Below are 26031 nucleotides of genomic sequence, written 5' to 3'. Positions count from 1 at the left end.
GCCTCCGGTAGCGCTACCGATCCCGTTTCGCGGCCCGGTGCCCGATGTCGAAATCGTTGCGGCCGCTGCGGTCGGTGCCGCGCAGCAGCCAGAGCGGCCGGCGGGCGAAATCGACCGCCACGCCGCTCTTGCCGTCGACCGGCCGCAGATGGCGCTCGAACACCGAGGTCGCAGGCATGTAGCGCAGGGCGACGCCGGTGCGGCGTTTCGCGGAGGTGTTGGCCTGGGCGCCATGGACCATGTAGACATCGTGCAGCGACATCTGGCCCGGCTGCAGTTCGAGGTCGACCGCCGAGGCCTCGTCGAAGCTGCCCGCCGCCAGGCGCTGGTTGAGGGTCAGGTCGGTGCGGTCTTCATGCAGGTGCTCGTGCAGCACCTGGCCGCGGTGCGAGCGCGGAATGACGCGCAGGCAGCCGTTCTCGACCGTCGACGCTTCCAGCGCCACCCAGACCGTGCAGTTGGCCAGCGGCCGGATCGGCCAGTAGTGGCCGTCCTGGTGCCAGGGGGTCTCGTAGCCTTCGGCCGCCGGCTTGCAGAACACGTGGCAGCCCCACAGGATCACGTCGTCGCCGATCACGCCTGACACCAGCTCGACGATCTCCGGGTCCATCGCCAGTTCGAGAAAGCGCCGGCTGCCGCGCACGCCCTCACCGTTGTCGCCTTCGACATGGGCCGAGACCAGCTTCTCGGGACGCACGCCGGGGTTGTTGCGGATCAGTTCGTCGAGCGCCTCGCGCATGGTCGCGACCCGCGCCTCCGGCAGCCGGAACTGCGGGATCACCCAGCCTTCGGACTGGTACTGCGCGATCTCTCGTGCGGACAGTTGCGCCATGTGTGCACCTCGTGGAGGCACCCATTATGGGCAGTTCAGCCGCCGTAGCCAGGCGGCGGGACGAAGCCGCCGAACGCGCGCTCCACGGCCTCGGCGAAGGCGATGGTCGTGCGGTCCTCCAGGTACGGGCCGATGACCTGCATGCCGACCGGCAGCCCCTCCTCGCTCAGGCCGATCGGCATCGCGGTGGCGGGCAGGCCGGTCAGCGTCGCCAGGCTCGACCAGGGCGACTGGTCCTTGTAGGCGATCTCCTGGTCGTCGACCTGCAGCCGCCGCGCCTCCATCTCGCCCGCATCGTGCAGGAAGGCGGGCGTCGGCGCCACCGGACACAGCACCACGTCCCATTGGCCGAACAAGGTGCGCCAGCGGTGCGCCGTGGCGGCCCGCAGGCGGTCGGCGTGGATCCAGTCGCGATGGCTGATCCCGGCCTCGGCCCCCGGCATGTCGGCCCCTAGCTGGGCCCACAGCAGCTGGCCCCAGAGCGACGCCAGCCGCGCCAGGTCGGGCAGCAGCGGGCTGCCGCGCTCGACCTGGCAGCCGGCGCGCGCCAGCTTGTCGGCCAGGCGCTGCAGGGCCGAGCGGACCGCCGCCGAGGTCGGCACCAGCGGATGGGTGTCGAGCACCAGCACGCGGAAACCCGCCAGCGCGGTGTGGCGCGCCGGCGGCAGCGCCAGCCGGTACGCGATCGCCTGCGCATCGTCCGGGCCGGCGACGACATCGAGCGCCAGCCCCAGGTCGGCGGCGCCGCGCGCCATCGGGCCGACCACCGCGAGATCGACCCAGGGGTCGGCCGACAGGGCCGGCGTGCCCGGCGGCGCGCTGCCGCGCATCGGCACCAGGCCGTGCGTGGGCTTGTGCGCGAAGACGCCGCAGAAATGGGCCGGCACCCGCAGCGAGCCGACCAGGTCGGAGCCGAATTCGAGCGACACGAAGCCCGCCGCCAGCGCCGCCGCCCCGCCGCCCGACGAGCCGCCGGGCGTGCGTGCCAGGTCCCAGGGATTCTTCGTGGTGCCGTAGACCGGGTTGCTCGATTGCCAGTCCGCCAGCTGCAGCGCCACGTTGGTCTTGCCGATGACGATGGCGCCGGCCGCCTTGAGCCGGCGCACCAGCACCGCATCCTCGGCCGCCGGCGGCAGGCCGGTGCCGGGGATGCCCCAGGTGGTCGGCAGGCCCTCGACGTTGAAGGCCTCCTTGACCGTGACCGGCACGCCCAGCAGCGGGCGGCGATCGCCGCGCGCCAGGGCGGCGTCGGCGGCCAGGGCAGCGGTGCGGGCGCGCTCGAAATCGCGCACCACGACGGCATTGAGCGCCGAGTCGAACTTCTCGATGCGCTCGACGGAACGCGCCAGCAGCGCGGCGGCCGAGGTCTTGCCGGCTTGCAGGGCGGCGACGAGTTCGCGGGTGGTCGCGTAGTCCATGGGCGTGGGCTCGGTGGGTTTCACACGCCCCGATGATGGCCGCGCCTGGCGGTGGATGCTTGATGCGGCTTGCTGCGCGCTTGACGAATCTTGCGGACTCGTCGGCCTGTGCCGCAAGGCCTCAGGTCTTGAGATGCCGCCGCTGGTCGTACGTCGGCTGCGCCGGCAGGTCCGCCAGATGCCGGGTATCGGCCCAGTCGACGATCTCGATCTGGTCCGGCTTGGCCGCCTCGGCGATGCGGATGCGGTTGAAGCCGGCATTGGGGATGTCGCTCTGGCGCGGCCCGTTGAGCCCCAGCCCGCGCGCGGTGCGCCAGACCATGTCGAGCACGCCGCCGTGGGTCACCACCAGCAGCCGCTGCCCCGCGTTCGCCGTCGCGATGCGGCCCAGCGCCTCGATGATGCGGGCGTGGAACTGGCGCGCCGATTCGCCCTCGGGCATCGCATGGTCCTCGCGGAACTGCAGCCAGTCCTCCCAGGCGCGCGGGTGCCGGGCCTGGATCTCGTCGGCGCGCATCCCCTCGACGATGCCGAAGTTCTGCTCGCGCAGCGAGACGGTGGTGAGGATCTCGAGCCCGAGCTGGCGCGCGGCCGGCGCCGCGGTCTGCTGCGCCCGCATCAGGTCGCTGCTGATCAGCTGCTGCACCGGTTCGCCGGCCAGGCGCAGCCCGAGGCGGCGCGCCTGCTCGTGGCCCATGTCGTTGAGGGGCACGTCGATGTGGCCCTGGAAGCGCAGCTCGCGGTTCCAGTCGGTCTCGCCGTGGCGGATCAGGATGAGTTCGGTGGGAGTGGACATAGGCGGGGTCTATTCTCCCCGCAGCCGGTGTCAGGCACGCGACCGTGCGCACTTCACCGAGAATCCGTGCATGCCAAGCCTCGTGTTGCTGCCCGGACTCGCCTGCGACGAACGCCTCTGGGAGGCCCAGCGGCCGGCCCTGCCCCCGGCGCTCGATGTCCGCGTGAGCGACGCCCACATGCGCTGCGACCGCATCGAGACCATGGCCGCTGCCGTGCTGGCCGACAACCCAGGACCGTTGATCCTCTGCGGGGCCTCGATGGGCGGCATGGTCGCGATGGAGGCCGCGCGGCAGGCGCCCGCACGCATCGCCGGCCTGGCCCTGCTCGGCACCAACGCCCGCGCCGAAACGCCCGAGATGTTCGAGCTGCGGCGTTCGGCGATCGAGCTGTTCGAGAACGGCGAGGCCCGCGACGTGATCGAGCTGAACGCCGGCTTTGCCTTCCACGCCTCGCGCGGCGGCGACGCCCCGCTGTTGCGGCGCTACGTCGAGCTGGTGCTCGATGCCGGCGTGGCACAGTTGGTGCGGCAGAACCGGGCCCTGATGGCGCGCCCGGACGCCCGCCCCCACCTGTCCTCGCTGCGCTGTCCGGTGCTGGTGATGTGCGGCGACGGCGATCGCCTGACGCCGCCCGACTGCTCGAGCGAGATCGCCGGCCTGGTGCCGCAGGCCGAGCTGGTCTGGGTCCCGCAGTGCGGCCACATGCTCACGATGGAGCGGCCGGAGCTGGTCAACGCCACGCTCGGGCCCTGGCTGGAGCGCCTGCTGCTCGCGCCCTGAATTCAGTGCAGCCGGCCGCCGGTCTCGCGAATGTCTTCACGGACGGCGAGCGCCGTGGCGAGCGCGACGCGCAGCCCGGCGACCATGGTGGCCAGCGCCATGCTCGCCTGCCCCGGCAGGCGCGCCGCCTGCTCGGGCAGGTACGGGACGTGGAGGAAGCCGGCCCGCATGCCGGGCACCTGCCGGGTCGCGGCCCGGTGCATCAGCCCGAAGAACAGGTGGTTGCAGACGAAGGTGCCCGCGCTGTTCGACACCGCGGCCGGGATGCCCGCGGCCCGCAGGTCGCGCACCATGGCCTTGATGGGCAGGGTCGAGAAGTAGGCCGCGGGCGCGCCCGCCACCACCGGCTGGTCGATCGGCTGGTGGCCGGCGTTGTCGCCGATGCGGCCGTCGTCGAGGTTGATCGCCACCCGTTCGGGCATCAGCTCGCTGCGGCCGCCGGCCTGGCCGACGGCCAGCACCAGCTGCGGCTGCAGTTCGTCGATCGCCGCGTCGAGCGCGCGCAGGGCGACGCCGAAGACGCAGGGGATGCGCCGGGCGTGCACCACGGCAGCGCCCACGCGCCAGCCGTCGAGCGCCCGCACCGCCTCCCACGAAGGGTTGACCGTCTCCCGGTCGAAGGGCTCGAAGCCGGTCAGCAGGACGTTCACGTCGCCGCGACCGCGATGCCTTCGGCCGCCAGCCGCTCGCGGATGCGGCGCGCGAAGGCCAGCGCATGCGGGCCGTCGCCGTGCAGGCAGACGGTCTGCGCATTCACCGCCACCAGGCTGCCGTCGATGGCGCGCACCTGGCGGTCGCGCACCAGCGACAGGGTCTGGGCCAGCGAGGCTTCTTCGTCGTCGATCAGGGCGCCCGGCTGGCTGCGCGGCACCAGGCTGCCGTCGGGCATGTAGCCGCGGTCGGCGAAGACCTCCTCGACCGGCCGCAGGCCGGCGCGCTCGGCCGCACCGATCATGCCGCTGCCGGCCAGCCCGAAATAGCGCAGCGAGGGATCAAAGCGGCGCACCGCCTCGCAGATCGCCTCGGCCAGCGCCGGCTCCTTGACCGCCTGGTTGTACAGCGCGCCATGCGGCTTGACGTGGGCCAGCCGGCCGCCTTCGGCCTTGACGATCGCGGCCAGCGCGCCGATCTGGTAGAGCACGCCGGCGACGATCTCCTCGGGCGGCAGGTGCATGGTGCTGCGGCCGAAGTTCTCGCGGTCCGGGAAGCTCGGGTGGGCGCCGATCGCGACGCCGTTGGCGATCGCCCAGCGCACGCACTGCTGCATGGTGCGGGCGTCGCCGGCATGCCAGCCGCAGGCGATGTTGGCCGAGCTCACCAGCCCGAGCAGGGCCTCGTCGTTGTCGCATCCCTCGCCGAGGTCGGCGTTGAGGTCAATCTGCATCGCTTTCTCCTTGGGGAGGATTCTGCGCCGGCACGATCCACCCCGCGGACGCCAGGCCTTGCGCCACCTGCGAGAGGTAGCGCCGGCGCTCGTCCCAGGCGGCCAGCGCCTCGGCCGAATCGACCTGCTGCAGCCGCAGCCGGCCATTGAGCGGCACCTGCGCCAGCTTCCAGAGGTCGGCGCGGATCACCACGCCGATGCGCGGGTAGCCACCGGTGGTCTGGGCGTCGCCCATCAGGATGATCGGCTGGCCCGAGGGCGGCACCTGGATCGTGCCCGGGATCACGGCCGAGGACAGCATGTCGACGGCGCGCCGGCGCCTGAGCTCTGAGCCCTCGAGCCGGCTCCCCATGCGGTTGCTCTGCGGCGTGAGGCGCCAGGAGCCGCCCCACAGCGCCTCGCGCGCGGCGATCGTGAATTGCTCGAACTCGGGCCCGGGCATCGCCCGCAGCACGGTCGCGCCGTCAGCGCCCCGCCCCGGATCGGGGCCGCGCACGCCGAAGGGCCGCCGCGCCATCTGCTGCGCGTCCAGGGTCGTGGCGCCGAGCGCCAGCTTGTCGCCCTTCTTCAGCGCCCGCCCGAGGTGGCCGCCGAAACCGGCCTTGAGGTCGGTGCTGCGCGAGCCGAGGATCAGCGGTACCTCGATGCCGCCGGCCACCGCCAGCCAGCTGCGCATCCCGGCCTTCTGCGCCGAGCGGTTGGCGCCGGCCAGCCTGAGCACCTGCCCCGCGGCCACCGGCAGGCTCCAGCACGGCCACAGCGGCACACCGTCGAGGGTGGCGCCGAAGTCGTCGCCGGCGAGCGCGATGCGGGTCGGGACCTCGAAGCGGATCTCGCAGCCGCCCATCGTGAGTTCGAGGCCGGCGGCGCCGTCGGGGTTGCCGGCCAGCCGGTTGGCCAGCGTCAAGGCCAGCGTGTCGAGCGCGCCGCCGGGGCAGATGCCGAGCTGGCGATGGCCTGGGCGCCCGAGGTCCTGCACCGAGGCCAGCATGCCCGGCCGCAGGACCGTGAGCCCGGGAGCGGCCGACATCAGGCCTCCATGCTCTCGACCACGAAGCGCACCTGGTCGCCCGGCCGCAGGCGGGTCGGCTCGGCCGCGGCGGGCTCGAACATCTCGAGCGAGGTGCGGCCGATCAGCTGCCAGCCGCCGGGCGAGACCAGCGGGTAGATGCCGGTCTGCTCGCCGCCGATCCCCACCGAGCGCGCCGGCACCGCCAGGCGCGGCTCCTGGCGCCGCGGCGTCGCCAGCTCCGGCGCCAGCCCGCCCATGAAGGCGAAGCCCGGCAGGAAGCCGAGCAGGTACACCACGTAGCGACCCGCGCTGTGGCGCCGCACGACCTCGGCCGGCGACAGGCCGGTGTGGCGGGCGACCTCGGCCAGGTCGGGGCCGGACTCGCCGCCATAGGCGACCGGGATCTCGACCTGCCGGCCCTGGATGCCGGCCGCGGCCAGTTGCGGCCAGGCCGACAGCACCTGCATCTCGAGTTCGACCACATCGATCTGCGCCGGATCGAACAGCAGGCTCAGGTTGTTCATGCCCGGCAGCACCTCCTGCACGCCGCGCCACTGCATCGCTTCCGCGGCCAGCGCCCAGATGCGCTGCTGCTGGGCCAGCGTGGCCGGCGCTGGCAGCTCGCACAGCAAGGCGGCCTCGCCCAGCGAATGCAGCCGAAGCGGCGCCGCGGTCACAAGGCAACCTCCGCGCATCGCACTGCGGTGCGAGCCCCTTTCGGAGCGGCCGGGCGGAGGCTCATTCGCGCCCGAGGCTGCGGACCTTGGCGAGCAGGCTGTCCTGCACGTTCGGCGAGACGAACTTGTCGACTTCGCCGCCCAGCATCGCGATCTCGCGAACGAAGGTGCTGGAGATGAACTGGTACTTGTCGCTGGGCGTCAGGAACACAGTCTCGACCTCGGGCATCAGCGAGCGGTTCATGCCGGCCAGCTGGAACTCGTAGTCGAAGTCGGTCACGGCGCGCAGGCCGCGCACCATCGCCTTGCCGCCGCGGGCGACCACGAAGTCGCGCAGCAGGCCCGAAAAGCTCTCGACCGTGACCTGGTCGCTGTAGGGCTTGACGGCGTCGCGCGCCATGTCGATGCGTTCCTGCAGCGTGAACAAGGCCTTCTTGTGGTGTCCCGCGGCCACCGCGACGATGACCCGCGAAAACAGCTGGGTCGCCCGCCGCACCACGTCCTCGTGACCGAGCGTCATGGGGTCGAAGGTGCCGGGATATACGGCGATCACGTTGCTGGACATGCTTGCTTCCTCCTGATTCGGCCGCCGTCGGCCAGGTTCGGCGGATTATGCAGCGGGGCTGGCCGCGGCCTGCAGGAGGTGGGCGTGCACGGCGCCGGCCTTCAGGTGCCGGAACACGGCGAGGCCGAGCGCGGCGAGTTCGTCGTCGCTCCAGCGCCGGCCCGCCTCCAGGTAGACCACGCCCCCGGGCCGCAGCGCCCGCAGGGCCGCGCGCAGGGCCGGCTCGTACAAGGCGGGGTTCTCGAACGGCGGATCCAGGAACACCGCATGCAGGCTGCCGGCCGGCACCCGCTCGAGCGCCGTGACGCCGTTGCCCCGCTCGACGCGCACGGCGTCGGCGCCGAGCTTGGTCTTCAGGGCCTGCAGCTGGGCGACCAGGGCCGGGTCCTGCTCGCACAGCAGCACCGAGGCGGCGCCACGCGAGGCGGCTTCGAGGCCGATCGCGCCGGTGCCGGCGAAGGCATCGACGCACTGCCAGCCGGGCAGTTCGCCGCCGCCGACGCCGGCCAGGCTGGCGAGCCAGTTGAAGAGGGTTTCGCGCACCCGGTCGGGCGTCGGCCGCAGGCCGGGCTTGTCGGCGACCGCGAGGCGGGTTCGCTTCCACTGGCCGCCGATGATGCGGACGAAATGCGGTGCCTTGGCGAGCTTGTCCGGCTTGGCCGGCGCCGCGGGGGCGGGTGTTCGGGACTTTGGTTTCACACCCGGGAGCTTAACGGCAGGCCATCAGGGTTTGCCACCCACCACCACCGTCACCATCTTCTCCGGCTGCAGCTTGCGCGCGAAGGCGGCCTTGACGTCGGCCACGCTGATCGCATTCACGCGCGCGGTCCAGGTCTCGAGGTAGTCGAGCGGCAAGTCGTTCCAGGCGATGTTGGCGACGTTCCCGAGCAGCTTCCGGTTGCTGTCCAGCAGCAGCGGGAAGCCGCCGATCAGGTTGTCTTTCGCGGCCTTGAGCTCGGCCTCGGTCGGGCCGTCGGCCACGAACTTCGCCAGCACGTCCTGCGAGACCTTGACCGCCTCGGCGGCCTGGTCGGGCCGGGTCTGGAAGCCGATGCGGAAAGCGCCCGCATGCAGGCCCGGCGAGAAGGTGCTGTAGACGCTGTAGGCCAGCCCGCGCTTCTCGCGCACCTGCTCGGTCAGGCGCGAGACGAAGCCGCCGCCGCCGAGCACGTAGTTGCCGAGCGTGAGCGCGAAGTGGTCGGGGTCGACGCGGCGGTAGCCGGGCTGGCCGATCAACACGTGGGCCTGGGCCGAATCGAAGGGGATGCGCTCGTCCTTGGGCGCCGCCAGCGGCTGCACCTCGGGCACGGCCGGCAACTCGGCGCAGGCGCCCCCGGCGGGCAGCCGCGACAGCAGCGTGGCGGCGATGCTGTCGGCCTGCGCCCGCGTGACCGCGCCGACGATGCTGATCTTGGCGCGGCAGGGCGCGATCAGCTGTGCATAGCGCGCGCGCATCGCGGCGACGTCGATCTGTGCCAGCGTGGCCTCGGTGGTCTCCAGCCCGTAGGGATGGCTGCCGTAGACGCCCTGCGCAAAGGCCCGCTCGACCCGGGTGGCGGGCTTGGTGTTGGCTTCCCGGATCGAGGCGCCGATGCGCTCGCGCTCGCGCTTCCAGACGTCTTCGGGAAAGGCCGGCTCGCCGATCTCGCGCGCGGCCAGGCGCACGGCCTTGTCGAGCAGCACCGGGTCGGACAGCGAGCGCAGGGTGAAGCTGGTGCGGTCGGAGCCGGCGCCGGCGTCGAAACTGGCGCCGAGATCGGCCCAGGCCTCGCCCAGGGCGTTCTGGTCCAGCGCCGGGTCGCTGCCGTTGGCCCGGATGCCCTTCTCGACCATCTCGGCGGTGACCGAGGCCAGGCCGGCCTGGGCCGGCGGGTCGCGCCGCCCGCCGGCGTCGAAGTCGACCTGGACATCGACGATCGGCAGGGCGTTGGTGGCAGCCAGGTAGACCTTGGCACCGTTGGCGAGGCGCCAGTGCTGGATCGGAATGGCGGCCTGGGCGGCGGCGCCGATGAAAAGCGCGGCGCCGGCCAGCAGGCCGCGCAGCGCGAACTGTCGTGTATCGAACATGGGGATGCAGCCTCGTTTCAACGCAGATCGCCCGCGGGCGCTGCAAAACCGCGCGGGCGGCGGTTGGCTTCGGGCGGCAGCGGCCGCAGGATGGCGGCCGTCATCTGGTCGTCGCCGAAGTACTTCGCCGCCACCGCCTGCACCTGCTCGGCCGTGACCGCCTGCAGCCTGGCGATGATCCGCTCGCTGGCGTCCAGCGGCAGCCCCTGCACCCAGTTGCTGCCGAGTTCGCGGGCCTGGGCCATCACCGAGTCGAGCTTGTAGGTCTCGCTGGCCACCCACTGGGTCTTGACGCGCGCCAGTTCGGCCGCGCCGACGCCCTCGCGCGCCACCTTCGCGACCTCGGCGCGCAGCGCGGCCTCCACCGCCTCGGGCGTCTTGCCGGCCGCCGGCACGCCATCGAGCCCGAAGATCTGCGGCCCGCGGCCGATGAAACCCGCGTAGGCGCCGGCCGAATCGGCCACCCGGTCGGGCCCCTGCGTCAGGGCGCGGTCGAGCCGGGCACCGGGATAGCCGTCGAGCAGGGCTGCCAGCACCACCAGCGCGTAGGCATCGCTGTCGGCCGCGGCGCCGAAACCGTCGCCGGTCGCGATCTGCGGGGCCCGGAAGGCCAGCGACACATAGGCCTGCTCGGCCGGCGCCTTGAACTCGACGCGGCGCACGCCGCGCTGGGCCGGCTCGGTGCGCGGCTTGCGCTCCGGCACGGCCCGGGTCGGGATCGAGCCGTAGTATTTCTCGGCCAGGGCCCGCACCTTGTCGACGTCGACGTCGCCGGCCACCACGATCGCCGCATTGGACGGCACGTACCAGCGCTGGAAGAAGGCGCGGGCATCGGCCGGCGTCATCGCTTCGAGGTCGCTCATCCAGCCGACCACCGGGCGGTGGTAGGGCGAGGCGGTAAAGATCGCCGCGTTCTGCTGCTCGCCGAGCAGCGCCCGCGGCTGGTCGTCGGTGCGCATCCGGCGCTCCTCCTTGACCACCTCGATCTCGCGCTTGAATTCGTCATCGGGCCACTGGTTGCTGGCGAAGCGGTCGGATTCGAGCTTCATCACCTGCTCCAGCTGGCCGGCCGGAATCTGCTGGTAGTAGCCGGTGTAGTCGCGGGTGGTGAATGCGTTCTCGCGCCCGCCGAGCGCGGCCACGCGGCGCGAGAACTCGCCCGGCTTGAGCTGCTTGCTGCCCTTGAACATCATGTGCTCGAGCACGTGGGCGACGCCCGAGGTGCCGTCGACCTCGTCGAGCGACCCGACCCGGACCCAGAGCATCTGGACCGCGGTCGGCGCCCGGCGGTCGGGCTTGACGATCAGGGTCATGCCGTTCGAGAGCGTGAACTGCTGGGCCGGAACCGGCGCCGTGGGCGCGGCCGTCTCGGCGACGGGCGAAGGGGCGGACTGGGCCAGCACAGGCAGGCCAGTCAGTGCCAACAGCACCGAAGCCAGCACCGCGACCGACGCAGCGCGGCGTGGCAAGGGGTGTTTCATAGAATGGCTCGGATTGTAAAAAGCGCCCAATGTTCAGTTTCTTCAAGAAAAAACCTGCGGTCGAGAGCCCGGCGCCGGCTCCGGAGCCGGCGGCCCCACCGGCCGAATCGCCCGCGCCCGCGCCCAAATCGGTCTTTTCGCCCTCCAGCTGGTTCGGCGGCAAGGCCGCGCCGGCGGTGGAGCCGCCGGTGCCGGCCCCCGTGGCGGTGCCGACCCCGGCCCCCGTCGCGGTGCCGGCCCCGGTGCCCGCTCCGTCCGTGCCCGCTCCGTCCGTGCCTGCGCCGACCCCACCCACCGCGGCGCCGCCGGCGCCCGAACCGCCGGCGCCCCCTCCGCCTGCACCCGAACCCGAGCGCAGCGGCTGGCTCGGCAAGCTCAAGAACGGCTTGCGCAAGACCGGCAACAGCATCGCCGCCACCTTCGTCAATGCCCAGATCGACGATGCACTCTACGAAGAACTCGAGGAAGCGCTGCTGATGGCCGACACCGGCGTCAAGGCCACCGAGCACCTGCTCGAGGACCTGCGCCGGCGGGTCAAGAGCACCATGGCGAGCGACGCGGCGCAGGTCAAGCTGCTGCTGGCGGACGCCATCGCCGACCTGCTGCGGCCGCTGGAGAAATCGCTGGTCATCGGCGAGCACACCCCGACCGTGATCATGGTCGCCGGCGTCAACGGCGCCGGCAAGACCACCTCGATCGGCAAGCTCACCAAGCACCTGGCCAACGAGGGGGCCTCGGTGCTGCTGGCGGCGGCCGACACCTTCCGCGCCGCGGCGCGCGAGCAACTGCTGGTCTGGGCCGACCGCAACACGGTCGAGATCGTGAGCCAGGAGGGGGGCGATCCGGCCGCCGTGAGTTTCGATGCGGTCAATGCCGGCAAGGCGCGCGGCAAGGACGTGGTGCTGGTCGACACCGCCGGCCGGCTGCCGACCCAGATCCACCTGATGGACGAACTCAAGAAGATCAAGCGGGTGGTCAACCGGGCCGACCCGACAGCGCCGCACGAGGTGCTGCTGGTGATCGACGGCAACACCGGCCAGAACGCGCTGGCGCAGGTCAAGTCCTTCGACGAGGCGCTGGGCCTGACCGGGCTGGTCGTGACCAAGCTCGACGGCACGGCCAAGGGCGGCGTGCTGTGCGCCATCGCGCGCGAACGGCCGATCCCGGTCTATTTCATCGGCGTCGGCGAGAAGCTCGAGGACCTGGAAACCTTCGACGCCCGCGAGTTCGCGCAGGCCCTGCTGGGTTAGGTTTGTGGGCTGAGCGGCCTTGTGCTGCCGATTTCCGCCGCCATCTTCGTGGTGGACTGGATCGTCCAGTTCATCGGCCACAAGATCGAGGGGCGGAAACCTTCCTTCTTCGAGGACATCCAATGCCTCTGGGTCGGCCCCTTGTGCGTGTTGTCGCTGCTTTTCACTCGCCTCGGCATCTGCTGGCAGGTGCGGGGAAAGGCTATCGGCCCCATAGAAAATAGGTGGGAACCCTGCCCTTAGCACTCTCTCTAACCGAGTGCTAATATGGCCATGAAAGAAGGAGTTCCCCGAATGACAACACTGTCTGGAGCCTCTGCCAACCAGCTTGCCGTCGCCAATCCGTGGTCGATGGTGCCCCCGCTGGGTAACTTGGACGCCTACATCTCGGCAGCCAACCGCCTGCCGTTGCTCACGCTCGAAGAAGAGCAGGGCTTTGCGCGCAAATTGCGCGACAACAACGATCTCGAAGCCGCTGGTGCGCTCATCTTGTCGCATCTGCGCCTTGTTGTGTCTATCTCCCGCCAATACCTGGGCTACGGGTTGCCTCACGGCGACCTGATCCAGGAAGGCAATGTCGGCCTCATGAAGGCCGTGAAGCGCTTCGATCCCGACCAGGGCGTGCGGCTGGTGAGCTACGCCATGCACTGGATCAAGGCCGAGATCCACGAGTACATCCTGAAGAACTGGCGCATGGTCAAGGTCGCGACGACCAAGGCCCAGCGCAAGCTGTTCTTCAACCTGCGCTCCATGAAGCAGGGTTTCAAGGCCGATTCGGCCGCCGCCGATGCCGGCACCCACCGCGAGACGCTGAGCCCCGACGAGGTGTCGCAGATGGCGACCCGGCTCAACGTCAAGCCCGAGGAAGTGCTCGAGATGGAAACCCGGCTCTCGGGCGGCGACGTGCTGCTCGACCCGAGCCCGTCCGACGACGGCGACGAAGGCTTCGGCCCTATCGCCTACCTGGCCGACGCCACGCAGGAGCCGACGGCGCAGATCGAATCGCGCCAGCGCGACCGCCTGTCGACCGACGGCATTTCAACGGCGCTCGAGGCCTTGGACGACCGCAGCCGCCGCATCGTCGAGGAGCGCTGGCTCAAGGTCAACGACGACGGCTCGGGCGGCATGACCCTGCATGACCTGGCCGCGGTCTATGGCGTCAGCGCCGAGCGCATCCGACAGATCGAGGTCGCCGCGATGAAGAAGATGAAGAAGGCCCTGGCCGAATACGCCTGATCGCCTCCGCTCCCGAAAAAGCCCGGCCCGCGCCGGGCTTTTTCGTTGTCAGGGCGCTTCGGGCGGCCGCTTGGCGAGCGTGCGCAAGGCCCGGCGCGCGATGTAGCGGGTCTCGGCGGAATCGCTCTCGGCCAGCCAGCGCGCACAGGTGGCTTCGACCCAGTCCGGCTGGGTCCGGCTGGCATCGTTGAGCCAGTTGGCGACCGAGTTCTGGACATAGCGGCTGGGGTCGGCGCGCAGCGGTTCCAGCAGCGGCAAGGCCAGCCAGGGCTCGGCCTTGAGGCGCTCGATCTGGGGGCACCAGACGCCGCGCGGACGGGTCAGCTCGCTGGCGAAGCGGCGGATGTTGGGGTCAGGATCGGCGGTCCAGGGCTGGAGCAGGGCCAGCGCCTGGTCGAGCGCGCCGATGGTCGCCTCGCGCACGCCCATCCAGGCCATCTCGCGGACGCCGAAATGCGCATCGGCGGCAAAGCGGCGCACGGCCGCCAGCTGCTCGGGCAGTGTGAGCCCCGACATCGGGAGCCACTGCGTCGCCCAGCAGCGCGCCACGTCGCTCGCATGGGTGGCCAGGCGGTGCGCCACGGCGTCGCGTTCGGGGTGGTCGCCGGCCAGATCGTAGAACGCCCGCGCGATGTGGCCGTGGCGCTGCATCGGCTTGAAGGCGGGCAGCATGGCGCAGGTGTCGGCCACCCGCTCGCTGGCCGGGTCGAGCCCGATCTGCGCCGCCACGCTGCGCGCCAGCCGGGGCAGCTCCAGCGCCATGAATTCGTTGAGGTTGACGGTCTCGAGCAGGCCGTCGTTGAGGGCGTCCAGCACCTCGGGCGGGATCAGCGCGATGCGGAAAGCACCCTTGCGCTGCTTCAGGTGGTCGACCGACGCCAAGGTGCTCAGGATTTGAGCAAGGTCTCGAGGTCCGCCAGCATCGGCGCCGCGCCGGCGCCATAGCGCGCGTAGAGCCGCAGCCGGCCCTGCGGGTCGTAGACGAAGCTGGCCGCCGAGTGGTCCATCGAATAGCTGGTCGGCGTCTTGCCGTCGACCTTCTTGAAGTAGACCTTGAAGTCCTTGGCCACCGCGGTGAGCTGCTCCGGCGTCGGGATCAGGGCCACGAACGACGGGTCGAAGGCGCCCATGTAGGCCTTCATGACCTCGGGCGTGTCACGCGCCGGATCGACCGTGATGAACACCACCTGCAACTTGTCGCCGTCGGCGCCCAGCTGCTGCTTGACCTGGGCCATCTCGCTCATGGTGGTCGGGCAGACGTCGGGGCACTGCGCGTAGCCGAAGAACAGCACCACCGCCTTGCCTTTGAAATCGGCCAGGGTGCGGACCTTGCCGTTGGCGTCGGTCAGCGAAAAATCGCGGGCGTAGTCGGCGCCCGTGATGTCGACCGCATTGAAGCTGGGCTTGGCCTCGGTGCAGCCCGCGATCTGGAGGCCCGCGGCCGCGGCGACGCCGACCCAGGCCAGGGTCCGGAGGGCTTGGCGCTTGTTCATGGATTCGGTCATTGGAGGTAGTGGTCGACCAGCAGCGCCGCGAACAGCACGCTCAGGTGGATCAGTGAGAAGCGGAAAGTCTTGCGCGCCAAGGCGTCGGAATAATGGCGCCACAGTGCGAAGGCATAGCCGGTGAAGCCGATGCTGACGCCGATCGCGACCGCCAGATAGAGCCAGCCGCTCATGCCGTAGATGAAGGGCATCAGGCAGGCGGCGAACAGGATGAAGGTGTAGAGCAGCACCTGCAGCCGGGTGAACTCGTTGCCGTGGGTCACGGGCAGCATCGGCAGGCCGGCCTTGCGGTAGTCCTCGACCCGGTACAGGGCCAGGGCCCAGAAGTGCGGCGGCGTCCACAGGAAGATGATCAGGAACAGGATCAGCGCCTCGGGGCCGACGTCGCCGGTCATCGCGGCCCAGCCCAGCACCGGCGGCATCGCGCCCGAGGCACCGCCGATCACGATGTTCTGCGGCGTCAACGGCTTCAGGATCACGGTGTAGACCACCGCGTAGCCGACGAAGGTCGCGAAGGTCAGCCACATGGTGAGCGGGTTCACGGTGAACCACAGCAGCGCCGAGCCGGCGGCGCAGAGCGCGGCCGAGAAGATCAGCGCCTGCCGGTCGCTCAGCTGCCCGCGCGCCGTCGGCCGCCAGGCGGTGCGCTTCATCTTGGCGTCGATGCCCTTCTCGACCAGGCAGTTGAAGGCGGCCGCCGCGCCGGCGACCAGCCAGATCCCGAGGCAGGCCAGCGCGCCCTGCTGCAGATCGGCCAGCGACGGCACGCCGGGCACCGCGAGCACCATGCCGATCAGGGCGCAGAAGACGATCAGTTGCACCACCCGCGGCTTGGTCAGCGCATAGAACTGGCGCAGCACGCTGGCGGTGGACGGGGCGGGGACAGACACGGGGGCGCTCATCGGGCCACCTCCAGATTGGGAACGCGTTGGCCGGCCGCGCTGCGCGCGCCTTCGCGACGGCTTTCGCAGAGGGTCCAGGTCAGCACCACCGCCAGCGCCGCGGCGCCGCCTGTGTGCAGCAGGGCCGCCGCCAGCGGCCAGCCGAGCAGCACGTTGCCGAGCCCGCTGGCGAGCTGCAGCAGCGCCAGGCCCGCCAACCAGCGGGACTGGGCGCGCAGGGGCCGGATCGCGCGCAGCCGCCAGGCCAGCAGCCCGATGGCGGCGAACACCAGGTAGGCCATCAGCCGGTGCGCGTAGTGGATGGCGGTGAGCGCGGCGAAATCGATCGGCGCGCCAGCGGCGGTCTCGCCCAGGTGGCGCCAGACCTGGAAGCCCTGGGCGAAGTCCATCGGCGGCCACCAGCTGTCCTGGCAGGTCGGGAACTGGGTGCAGGCCAGCACCGCATAGTTGGTGCTGACCCAGCCGCCCAGGGCGATCTGCAGCGCCAGCAAGGCGGTGGTGGCGACCAGCCAGCTGCGCAGCGGCGACGGCAGGGGCGTCGGCAGGCGCTGCATCGCCGCCTGCTGGTAGCGCACGGCCTGGATGCACAGCAGCGCCAGCAGCACCACGGCGCCCATCAGGTGCAGCGTCACGATGGCCGGGAACAGCTTCCAGGTCACGGTCAGGGCACCGAAGGCACCCTGCAGGCAGACCCACGCCAAGGTGGCCGCGGGCCACCAGGCGCTCAGCGCGCGCTCGCCGCGGTGGTCGGGCCGGCGCTGGCGGCGGCGCGCGACCCAGGTCGCGATCGCCAGCACCAGGATCAGGAAGCCGACGCCGGTGGCCAGGTAGCGGTGGACCATCTCGACCCAGGCCTTGCGGTGGGTCACGGGCCCGGTCGGCTGGGCGGCCTGCGCCATCGCGATGTCGTGCCGGGCACCGACCGGGCTGGCGTTGCCGTAGCAGCCGGGCCAGTCGGGGCAGCCCAGGCCCGAATCGCTCAGGCGGGTGAAGGCGCCGAACAGGGTCAGGTCGAAGGTCAGGAACAGGGTCAGCACGGTCAGCGCATGCAGCCGGCGCGCGGCACCGGCGCCGGCGTTGCGGCGCCAGACCCAGACCAGCGGACCGAGGGCCAGCAGGACGCCGACCGCCAGCAGCCAGGCGATCGGCTTGAGGTCGTAGAGCGAGGTCGTGTCCATGGCGGGGTCAGCGGCCGGCGTCGTCCCACGAGGACGAGGCGCGCAGCAGCCGGTCGAGGTCGCGCTTGCCGCGGCTGGCGCCGGCCGCGTCCATGCGGGCCGGGAACCGCATCATCAGGTTGCCCAGCGGGTCGACCACGAAGAGGTGCTCGGCCGGCGCATGGCCAGCGGCGGCGGGCAGCCACTTGGCGATCTCGGCCGCCGGCAGGCGCAGCACGGTGGCGCCGCGCAGGCCGTTGGCGAGCCGCTCGGGCAGCGGCTTGTCGTCGCTGACCAGCCAGACACGGTCGAGCCGGTCTTTCTCGCGTCCCAGGCTTTCGCGCAGCTGGCGCTGCAGGTAGAGCTGCTGTTCGCAGAGCGCATCGCAGCCGGCATCGGCCACCGTCAGCAGCAGCCACTGGCCCTTGAGCGACGGCAGGCGCTGGGTCGTGCCGTCCGGCAGCGTCGCCGCGATGTTCGGCAGCGGGCGCTGCGGGTCGATCAGCTCGCCGTAGACGCTGCGGCTTTCGGGGCGCACCACGTAGTAGGTGAAGTAGGAGGCGATCACCGGGGCGGCGCAGCACAGCAGCACGAAGACCATCTTCCAGCGGCCCTGGACCGTGCGCCGGCCCTCGGCGCCCGCCAGGGCCTGGCGCGGCGACGGCATCGAGTGCACGGTCAGGCCGAGCGGCTCGTCAGCCGCGGCGGGCAAGGCGTGCACGGCGGAAGGGGGCGATGAGTTGGAACCAGACATAAAGGAGTACCACGAGGGCCGAGAGGCCGAACCACTGGAATGCGTAGCCGTAGTGCTTTTCGACCCCCAGCGCGGGGGCCGGCCAGTCGCGCTGCAAGCCCTCGGAGGCCGGACCGGTCTGCTGCAGGGAAACGTCGGTTCGCAGGGGCAGGCCGGTTTCGGCGCGGAACGCTTCCAGGGCCAGATTCTGCCGGATGCGCGAAGACCCCACGATGTCGGGCGTGGCCGCGGTGGTCGCGGCGACCGGGGCCGAAGCGGCCGGCGCGGGCGCCGCGGCGCCATCGCCCTTGCCCAGTTCCAGCAAATGGGCGGGCGGCGGCGCGATCCGGGCCGTCACCTCGACCAGGCCGCTCGGCGTCTCGATCGGCTCCAGCTTGGCGCGGTCGGAGAAATTGCGCTGGATCCAGCCGCGCTGGATCAGCACCGTCTGCTCTGTGCCTTCGAGGGCGAAGGGCGTCAGCACGTAGAAGCCCGGCACTCCATGCATCTGGCGGTTGTCGAGATAGACCGTGTGCGGCGCCAGCCAGAGCCCGCGCAGGCGCACTGTCCGGTGCATCACGGTGGCCGCGTCGGCGAGCGCCAGGAAGGCCTGCGGGTCGAGCGGCGGCTGGCTCTTCTGGGCCTCGATCTCGGCCTGCAGGGCCTCTTTCTGGGCCGCGCGCGACAGCTGCCAGCGGCCGAGCGAGACGGTGGCGGCGAACACCAGCAAGGCGACCGCCGTGATGAACCAGAAGCGGCCGGCACGACGGGGACGAGGGGTCTGGAGCGGTTGCGCGTTCACGGCAGGAGGAGGCGCTGGCGGCCGATAATGGGGGTCATGAAATATCTGGTCGCCCTCGCCTTCCTGGGCATCCTGGCGAGTCTCGCGGTGGCGCTGTTCTTCATGCTGAGGGACGGGCGCAACGGCCGCGCCAAGAGCGGCGGAATGGTGCGCGCGCTCACGGTTCGGATCGGCTTGTCGGTGCTTTTGTTCCTCTGCGTGCTCGTCGCGTGGAAACTCGGCTACATCCAGCCGGGGGGCCTCCCCATCGGCAAGTAGGTGGTGCTCGTTCCACGAGAACCATGAAAAAAGCGCCTTGCGGCGCTTTTTCGTTGTGCCGTCGCCGATGCTCAAAGCCAATAGACCAGGAAGTAGAGGCCCAGCCACACCACGTCGACGAAGTGCCAGTACCAGGCGGCGCCTTCGAAGCCGAAGTGGCGTTCGGGCGTGAAGTGGCCGCGGCGCAGGCGCAGGGTGATGAAGAACAGCATCAGCATGCCGATGAACACGTGCAGGCCGTGGAAGCCAGTCAGCATGAAGAAGGTCGAGCCGTAGGTGCCGGAGCTGAGCTTGAGGTTCAGTTCGGTGTACAGGTGGTGGTATTCGTAGCCCTGGACGCACAGGAAGATGAAGCCCAGCAGCACGGTCAGCCACATGAAGCGCACGCTCTGCGCGCGATGGCCGGCACGCAGCGCGTGGTGGGCGATGGTCAGGGTGACGCCGGAGCTCAGCAGCAGCGCGGTGTTGATGGTCGGCAGCCAGAACGGACCGACGGTCTGGAAGGGCTCGACGATGCCGGCCGGCGAACCCGTCACGCCGGCCGCCGCGGTCGGCCAGACGGCCTTGAAGTCGGGCCACAGCAGCGCGTTGTCGAGGCTGCCGAGCGAGGGCAGCGCGTGGGTGCGGGCCCACCACAGCGCGGTGAAGAAGGCGCCGAAGAACATCACTTCCGAGAAGATGAACCAGCTCATGCTCCAGCGGAACGAGAGGTCGACCTTGTGGCCGTACAGGCCGCCTTCGCTTTCCCGGATCGAGGCGCTGAACCAGACGTAGAGCGTGCCGAGCCAGACGATCATGCCGGCCAGCAGCGACCACATGCCCCACTGGTGGCCGTTGATCCACTGGGCCGCGCCCAGGATGACGAAGAGCAGGCCGGTCGCGGCCATGACCGGGAAGGCCGATGGCCCGGGCACGAAGTAGTAAGGCGTGGTGCCGTGGGTGGTTGAGCTCATATCAGGTCCTGGTTTCTTCTCTAGCTTCGATTTCTGTGGAATCTTGTGTCAGGAGGTGGCCACCCAGCGCACCAGCAGGATCAGCCCGGCCACGAACAGCGCCACGGCGACGAAGGCGACCGCGATGATGTGCAGTGGATTCAGCTTCGCGAGGTCGTCCTGGTAGCCGCTGTTCTTGCGGATGCCGAAGAACGACCAGCAGACCGCCCTCACGGTCTGCCACAGCGAGGCCTTGCGGGCCAGCGGCGAGACGCTCACGAGCGCGGCTCCGTGGCTGGCACGGCCACCGCGCCGTTGGCGGCCACCGGGGCCGCGGGGGTCTTGCCGCCGACCTCGAAGAAGGTGTACGACAGCGTGATGGTCTTGACGTCCTTGGAGATCTTCGGATCGATCACGAAGGCGACCGGCCACTCTTTCTTCTCGCCCGGATCGAGCGTGTACTGGTTGAAGCAGAAGCACTCGAGCTTGTTGAAGTACGGCGCCGCCTGCTGCGGCGCGTAGCTCGGGATCGCCTGCGCCGCCATCCGGCGGTTCTGGACGTTCTGGAACTCGTACATCACGGTGTTGAGCTGGCCCGGATGGACTTCCATCGAGCGCTGGGCCGGCTTGAAGTCCCAGAGCCCGCGCACGTTGGCGTCGAACTCGACCGTGATGGTGCGGCTCATGTCGACCTGGGTGTTGTCGGGCACGCGGACCTTGTCGCCGCCGCTGGCGCCGCCCGGCACCTGGAGCTCGGACAGGGCCAGGATGTTGATGCCGGTCATCTCGCAGATCGCGCGGTACATCGGCACCAGCGCGTAGCCGAAGCCGAACATGCCGGCCGCGACCACGGCCAGCTTGCCGACCATGCGGACGTTCTCGCGGCGGATGCGTTGACCGATGCCCATGCCGTCCCCGTTGCGGCCTAGTGGCCGATCCAGACCATGCGGACGATGAATCCGATGAAGAACAGCAGCGCGATCGAGGCCAGCGTGAGCCCCATGCGGCGGTTGTTCCTTTTCTGTTCGGGCGTCATGTCGCGGCGCGCTTCAGCCGATCACCTTGGTCGCGGTGGGGTCCAGCCGCGGCGGGGTCTCGAAGGTGTGGAACGGCGCCGGCGAGGGGACTTCCCACTCGAGGCCTTCAGCGGCTTCCCAAGGTTTCTGCGGGGCCTTCTCGCCCTTGCCGAGCATGGTCGGCAGCACGATGAAGAAGAAGAAGTACACCTGCGCCAGGCCGAAGGCGAAGGCGCCGACGCTGGCCACCGCATTGAAGTCGGCGAACTGCATCGGGTAGTCGGCATAGCGGCGCGGCATGCCCGCCAGGCCCAGGAAGTGCATCGGGAAGAAGGTGATGTTGAAGGAGATCAGCGACCACCAGAAATGGACCTTGCCGCGGGTCTCGTTGTACATCACGCCGGTCCACTTGGGGGCCCAGTAGTAGTAGCCCGCGAACATCGCATACAGCGAGCCGGCCACCAGCACGTAGTGGAAGTGGGCGACGACGTAGTAGGTGTCCTGCAGCTGGGTGTCGATCGGCGCGACCGCTAGGATCAGGCCGGTGAAGCCGCCCATCGTGAACACGAAGATGAAGCCGACCGCGAACAGCATCGGCGTCTCGAAGGTCATCGAGCCCTGCCACATGGTGGCGACCCAGTTGAAGATCTTCACGGCCGTGGGCACGGCGATCAGCATGGTCGCGTACATGAAGAACAGCTGGCCGGTGAGCGGCATGCCGGTCGTGAACATGTGGTGCGCCCAGACGATGAACGACAGGATCGCGATCGACGAGGTGGCGTACACCATCGAGGCGTAGCCGAACAGCTTCTTGCGCGAGAAGGCCGGCACGATCTGGCTGACGATGCCGAAGGCCGGCAAGATCATGATGTAGACCTCGGGGTGGCCGAAGAACCAGAAGATGTGCTGGTACATCACCGGGTCGCCGCCGCCGGCGGGGTTGAAGAAGCTGGTGCCGAAGTGGCGGTCGGTCAGCGTCATCGTGATGGCGCCGGCGAGCACCGGCATCACGGCGATCAGCAGGTAGGCAGTAATGAGCCAGGTCCAGCAGAACATCGGCATCTTCATCAGCGTCATGCCGGGGGCGCGCATGTTGAGGATGGTGACGATGATGTTGATCGAGCCCATGATCGACGAGGCGCCCATGATGTGCATCGCGAAGATGCCGGCGTCCATCGAGGGGCCCATCTGCAGCGTGAGCGGCGCGTAGAGCGTCCAGCCCGCGGCCGGTGCGCCGCCGGGCATGAAGAACGAACCCACCAGCATCAGCGCGGCCGGGATCAGCAGCCAGAAGCTGAAGTTGTTCATCCGCGCGAAGGCCATGTCGGAGGCGCCGATCTGCAGCGGGATCATCCAGTTCGCGAAGCCCACGAAGGCCGGCATGATGGCGCCGAACACCATGATCAGGCCGTGCATGGTGGTGAACTGGTTGAACAGCTCGGGGTTGACCAGCTGCAGGCCGGGCTGGAACAGCTCGGCGCGGATCAGCAGCGCGAGCACGCCGCCGACCATCAGCATGGTGAACGAGAACAGCAGGTACAGCGTGCCGATGTCCTTGTGGTTGGTCGCGAACACCCAGCGGCGCCAGCCGGCCGGTGCGCCGTGGTGGTCGTCGTGGGCATGGTCGTCGTGACCTGGTGCGTGGCCGTGGGGGTCGAGGACTGCGCTCATCTTGGATTTCCTTGCAAACTCTACGTGGGCGCCGGCTTACTTGGCCTTGGCGCGCTCGGCCAGCACTTCGGACGGCTGCACCAGCTGGCCGGTCTTGTTCGACCAGGCGTTCTTGGTGAAGCTCACCACGGCCGCGATGTCGGTGTCGCTCAGCTGCTTCCAGGCCGGCATGGCGCCGTTGTTCTGGCCGTTGAGCACCACGTGGAGCTGCTTCTGGTGGTCGGCGTCGAGCACGGTCGGCGAACCGTCGAGCGCCTTGATCGGGCCGGCCCCGCGGCCGTTGGCCTGGTGGCAGGCCGCGCAGTTGGCCGCGTAGACCTTCTCGCCGCGCGCCAGCATGTCGGGCAGGGCCCAGACCTTGGTCGGGTCGTCCTGCTTGGCGGCGGCTTCCTTGCGCTTGGCGTCGACCCAGGCGGTGTAGTCGGCCGCGGCCAGCACCTTCACGTGGATCGGCATGTAGGCGTGTTCCTTGCCGCAGAGCTCCTGGCACTGGCCGTAGTAGTCGCCGACCTTCTCGGCCCGGAACCAGGTGTCGCGCACGAAGCCGGGGATCGCATCCTGCTTGACGCCGAGCTGCGGCACCGCGAAGGCGTGGATCACGTCGTTGGCGGTGGTGATGATGCGGATCTTGGCGTTGACCGGCACCACCAGCGGGTTGTCGACCTTCAGCAGGTAGTCGTCGGGCATCTCGCCGCGGGCGCCGGCGTTGGACATCGCGCGCTGCGAGCTGTCGAGCGTCGAGATGAAGGACAGGCCCTCGCCCTCGCCCTTGAGGTAGTCGTAGCCCCACTTCCACTGGTAGCCGGTGGTCTTGATCGTGAGGTCGGAGTTGGTGGTGTCCTTCTGGGCCACCAGCACCCGGGTCGCCGGCAGCGCCATCAGGATCACGATGAGGAAGGGCACGATGGTCCAGATCACCTCGACCACCACCGATTCATGGAAGTTGGCGGCCTTGTGGCCGACCGACTTGCGGTGCTTCCAGATCGAATAGAACATGACTGCGAACACGGCCACGAAGATGACCGTGCACAGCACCATCATCACCGTGTGCAGGAAGTGCTGCTCCTGGGAGATCTTGGTCACGCCGATGGGCAGGTTCAACTGACGAACCGACGGACCGCCGGGCAGGTCGTTGACTGCGTGCGCCGCGCCGCTGAACGCCGCGCCGGCCGCCAGCAGCAGATTCGCCGGCCACATCTTGTTCCGCCAATTGCTCTTCATCGTGTTCACTTCTTCATTTTCCTGTTAACCCCACCGGTCCCCACGGTGTGCCATTGCGCGCGCCCCCTCAGGCGGCCCGCAATGCCATGCGAATCTCGCGCGCCAGCGCCGCGCGCAACTCCGGGCGCACATAGCGCCCCACCCTGACCGAACGACCCTGACCCGAGACCTCGATCAGCGAACGATCGCTGTCCTGGGGCTCGACCCGCACCTGGTGCGGCAAGAATTCCGTGCGCTCGTAGTGCCCGCCGTTCTCGAGTTCGACCACCAGTCTGCCGCCCTGCAAGGCGATCTTCTCGCCATCGGTCGCGTGCCGCGCATAGAGCACGAACGCGAACCCGACCGCGGCGAGTTCGAGCCAGGCGAACGGCAACACGAGCCGCGCGCCGTTCAGCCAGAAGACCGTCCCGATGCCGAGCGACACCACGCACAGCGACGCGTACAGCCAGCCGAGCTGGCTCGGCGTGACCGAGCAGTTGCGCTTCAGGAACCAGTGGATGCTCTGGCCAGAAACAGTGGCAAAACGAAACACGGAATTCGACACGGGCGAGTTCAGCAAATCGGTGCGTCGACGCCTTGTCAAAAATGAATCGGACAGGCCTCGATCACGGGACAATACCCGGGAGTTCACGCAGCGCCGAATTGTAGCGGGTCAACCGAGCGGGCCTCAGTTGCCTACACGACCTCGCTGCAGCATGGAACGCATTTCCCGCAAGGAAACTGCACTTTCTGCCGACAGCGCGACACGGGGGGTCGGCTTGAAGGCATGCCCGTAGATGATCTCGAAGGTCAGCGCGATCCGCCCGCCGCCGTCCTCGGCCGGCGCCAGCTCGGGCAGGGCGGCGCCGAGCGCGCCGCGCCAGGCCTTGCCGCGCAGGGCCGGGAAGCGGCCCGGATGCAGGTTGCGCCCCAGGCTGCGCAGTTCGGCCAGGGCGGCGTCGGCGCTGGTCCAGGTCAGCACGATGCGCTCCATGTCCATCACCGGCTCGGCGAAGCCGGCGCCGACCAGCATGTCGCCCCAGTCGTGCATGTCGGTGAACTCGTGGCTGGCCGGCGGCCAGCCGAGCTGCCGGTGCAGGGCCCGCAGTTCCATCAGGGTGTCGGGACCGAAGCACGAGAACATCAGGAAGCCGTCGGTGGCGACCCCCCGGTGCCAGCGCGCGATCAGCGCCTGCGGGTCGGCCGCCATGTGGAGCGCCATGTTGGCCCACAGCAGGTCGACGCCGTCCTCGGGCGGCGGATCGAAGCTGGGCCGGGCGCCCTGCCAGCGGCGCGCGGTCCACCACGGCGCGCTCAGCGAGCGGGCGGTGGCGGCGGCCAGCACGGGTTCGGGCTCGATCACGTAGGGCGTGGCATCCCGGTAGCGGCGCGCGACCAGGCCGTGGGCCTCCAGGCCGCCGCGCAGGGGCGACCAGTCGGCCCAGTGGCGCGGCCTGGCCGTGATCCATTGCAGCCGGTCTTCCATCCGGCGGCCGATTTCCTCATGCAGCCAGGGGGATTGCGAGGCCGGCGCCAGCCGGCTCCAGCGAGCGGCCGCCGTGGCGTCGATGGTCGGCGGGCGCTGTGCGGAGTCGGTGGGCATGGGGCGCTGAGTATATTGACGGATGTTCAAGCCCTGGGCCGCACGGCCTTTCTCGGCCCTGTTGGCCGGCCTGCCGGGCCAGTGCGCGGTCTGCCGCGCCTGGCCCGCGGCGCCGATCTGCGAGGCCTGCGTGGCGCGTTTCGCGTCACCGGTGGCGCGCTGCCCGACCTGCGCGCTGCCGCTGGGCCCGGGCGACACCCACTGCCGCGACTGCCGGCGGCGGCCGCCGCCGCTCGACGCCTGCCTGGCGGCCTGCGCCTATGCCTGGCCCTGGCCCGAGTCCATCTCGGCCTTCAAGTTCCACGGCGATGCCGGCCGCGCGGCCCCCCTGGCGACGCTGCTGCGCAGCGCCCCCTGGGTCGAGCCGGCGCTCGAACAGGCGGACACCGTGCTGCCGATGCCGCTGGCGCCGGCCCGGTTGCGCGAGCGCGGCTTCAACCAGGCCTACGAACTGGCGCGGCGGCTGGCGCCGGACAAGTGCGATCCCCGGCTGCTGCTGCGCACCCGCGACACCGCGCCGCAGAGCGGCCTCGCGCGCCGGGACCGGCTGCGCAACCTGAGCGGCGCCTTCGCGCTCGATCCGCGGCGCGCCGGGGCGGTGCATGGCCGGCGGCTGGTGCTGGTCGACGACGTCATGACCAGCGGCGCCTCGCTGTACGCGGCGGCCGAGGTCCTGCGGGCTGCCGGCGCCGCCCGCATCACCGCCATCGTCCTGGCGCGCACCGACGCGCCGCCGTGACGCGGGCGGCGACC

General features: G+C 70.2%; 30 protein-coding genes and 1 pseudogene. 6 read left to right on the top strand and 25 right to left on the bottom strand.

Translation table 11 applies throughout. The annotated features are described in order from the left end of the window. Positions 1-13 precede the first annotated feature (13 nt). The 3 genes from QTI33_RS11525 to QTI33_RS11515 form a co-directional block, all read right to left on the bottom strand. Complete coding sequence (locus tag QTI33_RS11525; protein ID WP_286506065.1) at positions 14-832, bottom strand: phytanoyl-CoA dioxygenase family protein; 819 nt, start codon at positions 830-832, stop codon at positions 14-16. A gap of 35 nt (positions 833-867) precedes the next feature. Beyond that, positions 868-2250 (bottom strand): amidase family protein, encoded by a 1383-nt coding sequence (locus QTI33_RS11520; RefSeq protein WP_286506064.1) that lies wholly within the window; start codon positions 2248-2250, stop codon positions 868-870. 121 nt (positions 2251-2371) lie between these two features. Beyond that, a complete protein-coding gene (locus tag QTI33_RS11515; RefSeq protein ID WP_286506063.1) occupies positions 2372-3046 on the bottom strand; it encodes a histidine phosphatase family protein in 675 nt (224 codons plus the stop codon). A 70-nt stretch (positions 3047-3116) separates the two neighbouring features. Here QTI33_RS11515 and QTI33_RS11510 point away from each other — a divergent pair, with 70 nt between their 5' ends. Beyond that, positions 3117-3827: an alpha/beta fold hydrolase gene (locus QTI33_RS11510; protein ID WP_286506062.1), complete on the top strand. Its 711-nt coding sequence runs from the start codon at positions 3117-3119 to the stop codon at positions 3825-3827. Positions 3828-3829: 2 nt separating this feature from the next. Here QTI33_RS11510 and pcp read toward each other — a convergent pair whose 3' ends face one another. The 8 genes from pcp to QTI33_RS11470 form a co-directional block, all read right to left on the bottom strand. Next, on the bottom strand, positions 3830-4477 hold the full coding sequence (gene pcp / locus QTI33_RS11505) for a pyroglutamyl-peptidase I (RefSeq protein WP_286506061.1): 648 nt from the start codon (positions 4475-4477) through the stop codon (positions 3830-3832). Next, positions 4474-5211 carry a 5-oxoprolinase subunit PxpA gene (gene pxpA, locus QTI33_RS11500; protein ID WP_286506060.1) on the bottom strand — a complete coding sequence of 246 codons (738 nt, stop codon included), beginning with the start codon at positions 5209-5211 and terminating at the stop codon, positions 4474-4476. Before pxpA ends, pcp begins: the two co-directional genes overlap by 4 nt. Further along, positions 5201-6241, bottom strand: a complete 1041-nt coding sequence (locus QTI33_RS11495) for a 5-oxoprolinase subunit C family protein (RefSeq protein ID WP_286506059.1) — start codon at positions 6239-6241, stop codon at positions 5201-5203. Before QTI33_RS11495 ends, pxpA begins: the two co-directional genes overlap by 11 nt. Then, entirely contained in the window at positions 6241-6900 is a 660-nt protein-coding gene (pxpB, locus tag QTI33_RS11490) for a 5-oxoprolinase subunit PxpB (protein ID WP_286506057.1), read from the bottom strand. Before pxpB ends, QTI33_RS11495 begins: the two co-directional genes overlap by 1 nt. Positions 6901-6961: 61 nt before the next feature. Beyond that, positions 6962-7465, bottom strand: coding sequence for a pantetheine-phosphate adenylyltransferase (gene coaD / locus QTI33_RS11485; RefSeq protein ID WP_286506056.1), 504 nt, complete (start codon positions 7463-7465; stop codon positions 6962-6964). A gap of 45 nt (positions 7466-7510) precedes the next feature. Next, on the bottom strand, positions 7511-8164 hold the full coding sequence (locus QTI33_RS11480; RefSeq protein ID WP_286506055.1) for an RsmD family RNA methyltransferase: 654 nt from the start codon (positions 8162-8164) through the stop codon (positions 7511-7513). A 24-nt stretch (positions 8165-8188) separates the two neighbouring features. Continuing rightward, positions 8189-9532, bottom strand: coding sequence for a M16 family metallopeptidase (locus QTI33_RS11475; protein ID WP_286506054.1), 1344 nt, complete (start codon positions 9530-9532; stop codon positions 8189-8191). Between the two features lie 17 nt (positions 9533-9549). After that, a complete protein-coding gene (locus QTI33_RS11470; RefSeq protein WP_286506053.1) occupies positions 9550-11013 on the bottom strand; it encodes a M16 family metallopeptidase in 1464 nt (487 codons plus the stop codon). A gap of 29 nt (positions 11014-11042) precedes the next feature. On the opposite strand from QTI33_RS11470, the gene ftsY reads away from it, so the two are divergent. The 3 genes and pseudogenes from ftsY to rpoH all read left to right on the top strand — a co-directional run bounded on the left by ftsY (position 11043) and on the right by rpoH (position 13499). After that, positions 11043-12263, top strand: coding sequence for a signal recognition particle-docking protein FtsY (gene ftsY, locus QTI33_RS11465; protein WP_286506052.1), 1221 nt, complete (start codon positions 11043-11045; stop codon positions 12261-12263). Between the two features lie 15 nt (positions 12264-12278). Continuing rightward, positions 12279-12506, top strand: a pseudogene (locus tag QTI33_RS11460) (Mpo1-like protein); the annotation flags it as partial. Between the two features lie 51 nt (positions 12507-12557). Continuing rightward, positions 12558-13499 (top strand): RNA polymerase sigma factor RpoH, encoded by a 942-nt coding sequence (gene rpoH, locus QTI33_RS11455; protein ID WP_286506051.1) that lies wholly within the window; start codon positions 12558-12560, stop codon positions 13497-13499. A gap of 48 nt (positions 13500-13547) precedes the next feature. On the opposite strand, the gene QTI33_RS11450 is transcribed toward rpoH, so the two are convergent. The 6 genes from QTI33_RS11450 to QTI33_RS11425 are packed head-to-tail and all read right to left on the bottom strand — an operon-like array spanning position 13548 to position 18598. Next, the gene (locus QTI33_RS11450; protein ID WP_286506050.1) at positions 13548-14381 is read right to left on the bottom strand and encodes a DNA alkylation repair protein; all 834 of its coding nucleotides are present in this window, start codon (positions 14379-14381) and stop codon (positions 13548-13550) included. A gap of 5 nt (positions 14382-14386) precedes the next feature. Beyond that, the gene (locus QTI33_RS11445; protein ID WP_286506049.1) at positions 14387-14992 is read right to left on the bottom strand and encodes an SCO family protein; all 606 of its coding nucleotides are present in this window, start codon (positions 14990-14992) and stop codon (positions 14387-14389) included. 8 nt (positions 14993-15000) lie between these two features. Next, positions 15001-15906 (bottom strand): heme o synthase, encoded by a 906-nt coding sequence (gene cyoE / locus QTI33_RS11440; protein WP_286506048.1) that lies wholly within the window; start codon positions 15904-15906, stop codon positions 15001-15003. Beyond that, on the bottom strand, positions 15903-17084 hold the full coding sequence (locus tag QTI33_RS11435; protein ID WP_286506047.1) for a COX15/CtaA family protein: 1182 nt from the start codon (positions 17082-17084) through the stop codon (positions 15903-15905). Before QTI33_RS11435 ends, cyoE begins: the two co-directional genes overlap by 4 nt. A 7-nt stretch (positions 17085-17091) precedes the next feature. After that, positions 17092-17817, bottom strand: coding sequence for a redox-active disulfide-containing membrane protein (locus QTI33_RS11430; protein ID WP_286506045.1), 726 nt, complete (start codon positions 17815-17817; stop codon positions 17092-17094). Next, on the bottom strand, positions 17759-18598 hold the full coding sequence (locus tag QTI33_RS11425; protein ID WP_286506044.1) for an SURF1 family protein: 840 nt from the start codon (positions 18596-18598) through the stop codon (positions 17759-17761). The genes QTI33_RS11430 and QTI33_RS11425 overlap by 59 nt, the downstream gene beginning before the upstream one ends. A gap of 36 nt (positions 18599-18634) precedes the next feature. Between QTI33_RS11425 and QTI33_RS11420 the strand changes: the two genes are divergently transcribed. Further along, positions 18635-18856 carry a twin transmembrane helix small protein gene (locus QTI33_RS11420; RefSeq protein ID WP_286506042.1) on the top strand — a complete coding sequence of 74 codons (222 nt, stop codon included), beginning with the start codon at positions 18635-18637 and terminating at the stop codon, positions 18854-18856. A gap of 71 nt (positions 18857-18927) precedes the next feature. Here QTI33_RS11420 and QTI33_RS11415 read toward each other — a convergent pair whose 3' ends face one another. The 8 genes from QTI33_RS11415 to QTI33_RS11380 form a co-directional block, all read right to left on the bottom strand. Continuing rightward, on the bottom strand, positions 18928-19809 hold the full coding sequence (locus QTI33_RS11415; protein ID WP_286506041.1) for a cytochrome c oxidase subunit 3: 882 nt from the start codon (positions 19807-19809) through the stop codon (positions 18928-18930). Between the two features lie 48 nt (positions 19810-19857). Continuing rightward, a complete protein-coding gene (locus QTI33_RS11410) occupies positions 19858-20067 on the bottom strand; it encodes a DUF2970 domain-containing protein (protein ID WP_286506040.1) in 210 nt (69 codons plus the stop codon). Beyond that, positions 20064-20696: a cytochrome c oxidase assembly protein gene (locus QTI33_RS11405; protein ID WP_286506038.1), complete on the bottom strand. Its 633-nt coding sequence runs from the start codon at positions 20694-20696 to the stop codon at positions 20064-20066. The genes QTI33_RS11410 and QTI33_RS11405 overlap by 4 nt, the downstream gene beginning before the upstream one ends. A gap of 17 nt (positions 20697-20713) precedes the next feature. After that, positions 20714-20824, bottom strand: a complete 111-nt coding sequence (locus QTI33_RS11400; RefSeq protein ID WP_286506037.1) for a cytochrome oxidase small assembly protein — start codon at positions 20822-20824, stop codon at positions 20714-20716. 13 nt (positions 20825-20837) lie between these two features. Continuing rightward, positions 20838-22475, bottom strand: a complete 1638-nt coding sequence (ctaD, locus tag QTI33_RS11395) for a cytochrome c oxidase subunit I (protein ID WP_286506036.1) — start codon at positions 22473-22475, stop codon at positions 20838-20840. Between the two features lie 36 nt (positions 22476-22511). Next, entirely contained in the window at positions 22512-23696 is a 1185-nt protein-coding gene (gene coxB / locus QTI33_RS11390) for a cytochrome c oxidase subunit II (protein ID WP_286506035.1), read from the bottom strand. Positions 23697-23763: 67 nt separating this feature from the next. Then, positions 23764-24240, bottom strand: a complete 477-nt coding sequence (locus QTI33_RS11385) for a DUF2244 domain-containing protein (protein ID WP_286506034.1) — start codon at positions 24238-24240, stop codon at positions 23764-23766. Positions 24241-24363: 123 nt separating this feature from the next. Further along, positions 24364-25278 carry a methyltransferase domain-containing protein gene (locus tag QTI33_RS11380; protein WP_286506033.1) on the bottom strand — a complete coding sequence of 305 codons (915 nt, stop codon included), beginning with the start codon at positions 25276-25278 and terminating at the stop codon, positions 24364-24366. Between the two features lie 22 nt (positions 25279-25300). On the opposite strand from QTI33_RS11380, the gene QTI33_RS11375 reads away from it, so the two are divergent. Next, entirely contained in the window at positions 25301-26017 is a 717-nt protein-coding gene (locus QTI33_RS11375; RefSeq protein WP_286506032.1) for a ComF family protein, read from the top strand. Positions 26018-26031: the final 14 nt, after the last annotated feature.

Origin of the sequence: Variovorax davisae, from assembly GCF_030316845.1 — a bacterium.
Classification (GTDB): domain Bacteria; phylum Pseudomonadota; class Gammaproteobacteria; order Burkholderiales; family Burkholderiaceae_C; genus Variovorax; species Variovorax davisae.
Note: the sequence above shows the minus strand (reverse complement) of the source record. Positions and strands in the feature narration are given on the sequence as shown.

Coding starts and splice junctions, on each gene's coding strand:
- QTI33_RS11525 (WP_286506065.1), bottom strand. CDS start 832: ATGGCGCAACTGTCCGCACGAGAGATCGCGCAGTACCAGTCCGAAGGC.
- QTI33_RS11520 (WP_286506064.1), bottom strand. CDS start 2,250: ATGGACTACGCGACCACCCGCGAACTCGTCGCCGCCCTGCAAGCCGGC.
- QTI33_RS11515 (WP_286506063.1), bottom strand. CDS start 3,046: ATGTCCACTCCCACCGAACTCATCCTGATCCGCCACGGCGAGACCGAC.
- QTI33_RS11510 (WP_286506062.1), top strand. CDS start 3,117: ATGCCAAGCCTCGTGTTGCTGCCCGGACTCGCCTGCGACGAACGCCTC.
- pxpA (WP_286506060.1), bottom strand. CDS start 5,211: ATGCAGATTGACCTCAACGCCGACCTCGGCGAGGGATGCGACAACGAC.
- QTI33_RS11495 (WP_286506059.1), bottom strand. CDS start 6,241: ATGTCGGCCGCTCCCGGGCTCACGGTCCTGCGGCCGGGCATGCTGGCC.
- coaD (WP_286506056.1), bottom strand. CDS start 7,465: ATGTCCAGCAACGTGATCGCCGTATATCCCGGCACCTTCGACCCCATG.
- QTI33_RS11475 (WP_286506054.1), bottom strand. CDS start 9,532: ATGTTCGATACACGACAGTTCGCGCTGCGCGGCCTGCTGGCCGGCGCC.
- QTI33_RS11470 (WP_286506053.1), bottom strand. CDS start 11,013: ATGAAACACCCCTTGCCACGCCGCGCTGCGTCGGTCGCGGTGCTGGCT.
- ftsY (WP_286506052.1), top strand. CDS start 11,043: ATGTTCAGTTTCTTCAAGAAAAAACCTGCGGTCGAGAGCCCGGCGCCG.
- rpoH (WP_286506051.1), top strand. CDS start 12,558: ATGACAACACTGTCTGGAGCCTCTGCCAACCAGCTTGCCGTCGCCAAT.
- QTI33_RS11445 (WP_286506049.1), bottom strand. CDS start 14,992: ATGAACAAGCGCCAAGCCCTCCGGACCCTGGCCTGGGTCGGCGTCGCC.
- cyoE (WP_286506048.1), bottom strand. CDS start 15,906: ATGAGCGCCCCCGTGTCTGTCCCCGCCCCGTCCACCGCCAGCGTGCTG.
- QTI33_RS11435 (WP_286506047.1), bottom strand. CDS start 17,084: ATGGACACGACCTCGCTCTACGACCTCAAGCCGATCGCCTGGCTGCTG.
- QTI33_RS11430 (WP_286506045.1), bottom strand. CDS start 17,817: ATGTCTGGTTCCAACTCATCGCCCCCTTCCGCCGTGCACGCCTTGCCC.
- QTI33_RS11420 (WP_286506042.1), top strand. CDS start 18,635: ATGAAATATCTGGTCGCCCTCGCCTTCCTGGGCATCCTGGCGAGTCTC.
- QTI33_RS11415 (WP_286506041.1), bottom strand. CDS start 19,809: ATGAGCTCAACCACCCACGGCACCACGCCTTACTACTTCGTGCCCGGG.
- QTI33_RS11405 (WP_286506038.1), bottom strand. CDS start 20,696: ATGGGCATCGGTCAACGCATCCGCCGCGAGAACGTCCGCATGGTCGGC.
- QTI33_RS11400 (WP_286506037.1), bottom strand. CDS start 20,824: ATGACGCCCGAACAGAAAAGGAACAACCGCCGCATGGGGCTCACGCTG.
- ctaD (WP_286506036.1), bottom strand. CDS start 22,475: ATGAGCGCAGTCCTCGACCCCCACGGCCACGCACCAGGTCACGACGAC.
- coxB (WP_286506035.1), bottom strand. CDS start 23,696: ATGAAGAGCAATTGGCGGAACAAGATGTGGCCGGCGAATCTGCTGCTG.
- QTI33_RS11380 (WP_286506033.1), bottom strand. CDS start 25,278: ATGCCCACCGACTCCGCACAGCGCCCGCCGACCATCGACGCCACGGCG.
- QTI33_RS11375 (WP_286506032.1), top strand. CDS start 25,301: ATGTTCAAGCCCTGGGCCGCACGGCCTTTCTCGGCCCTGTTGGCCGGC.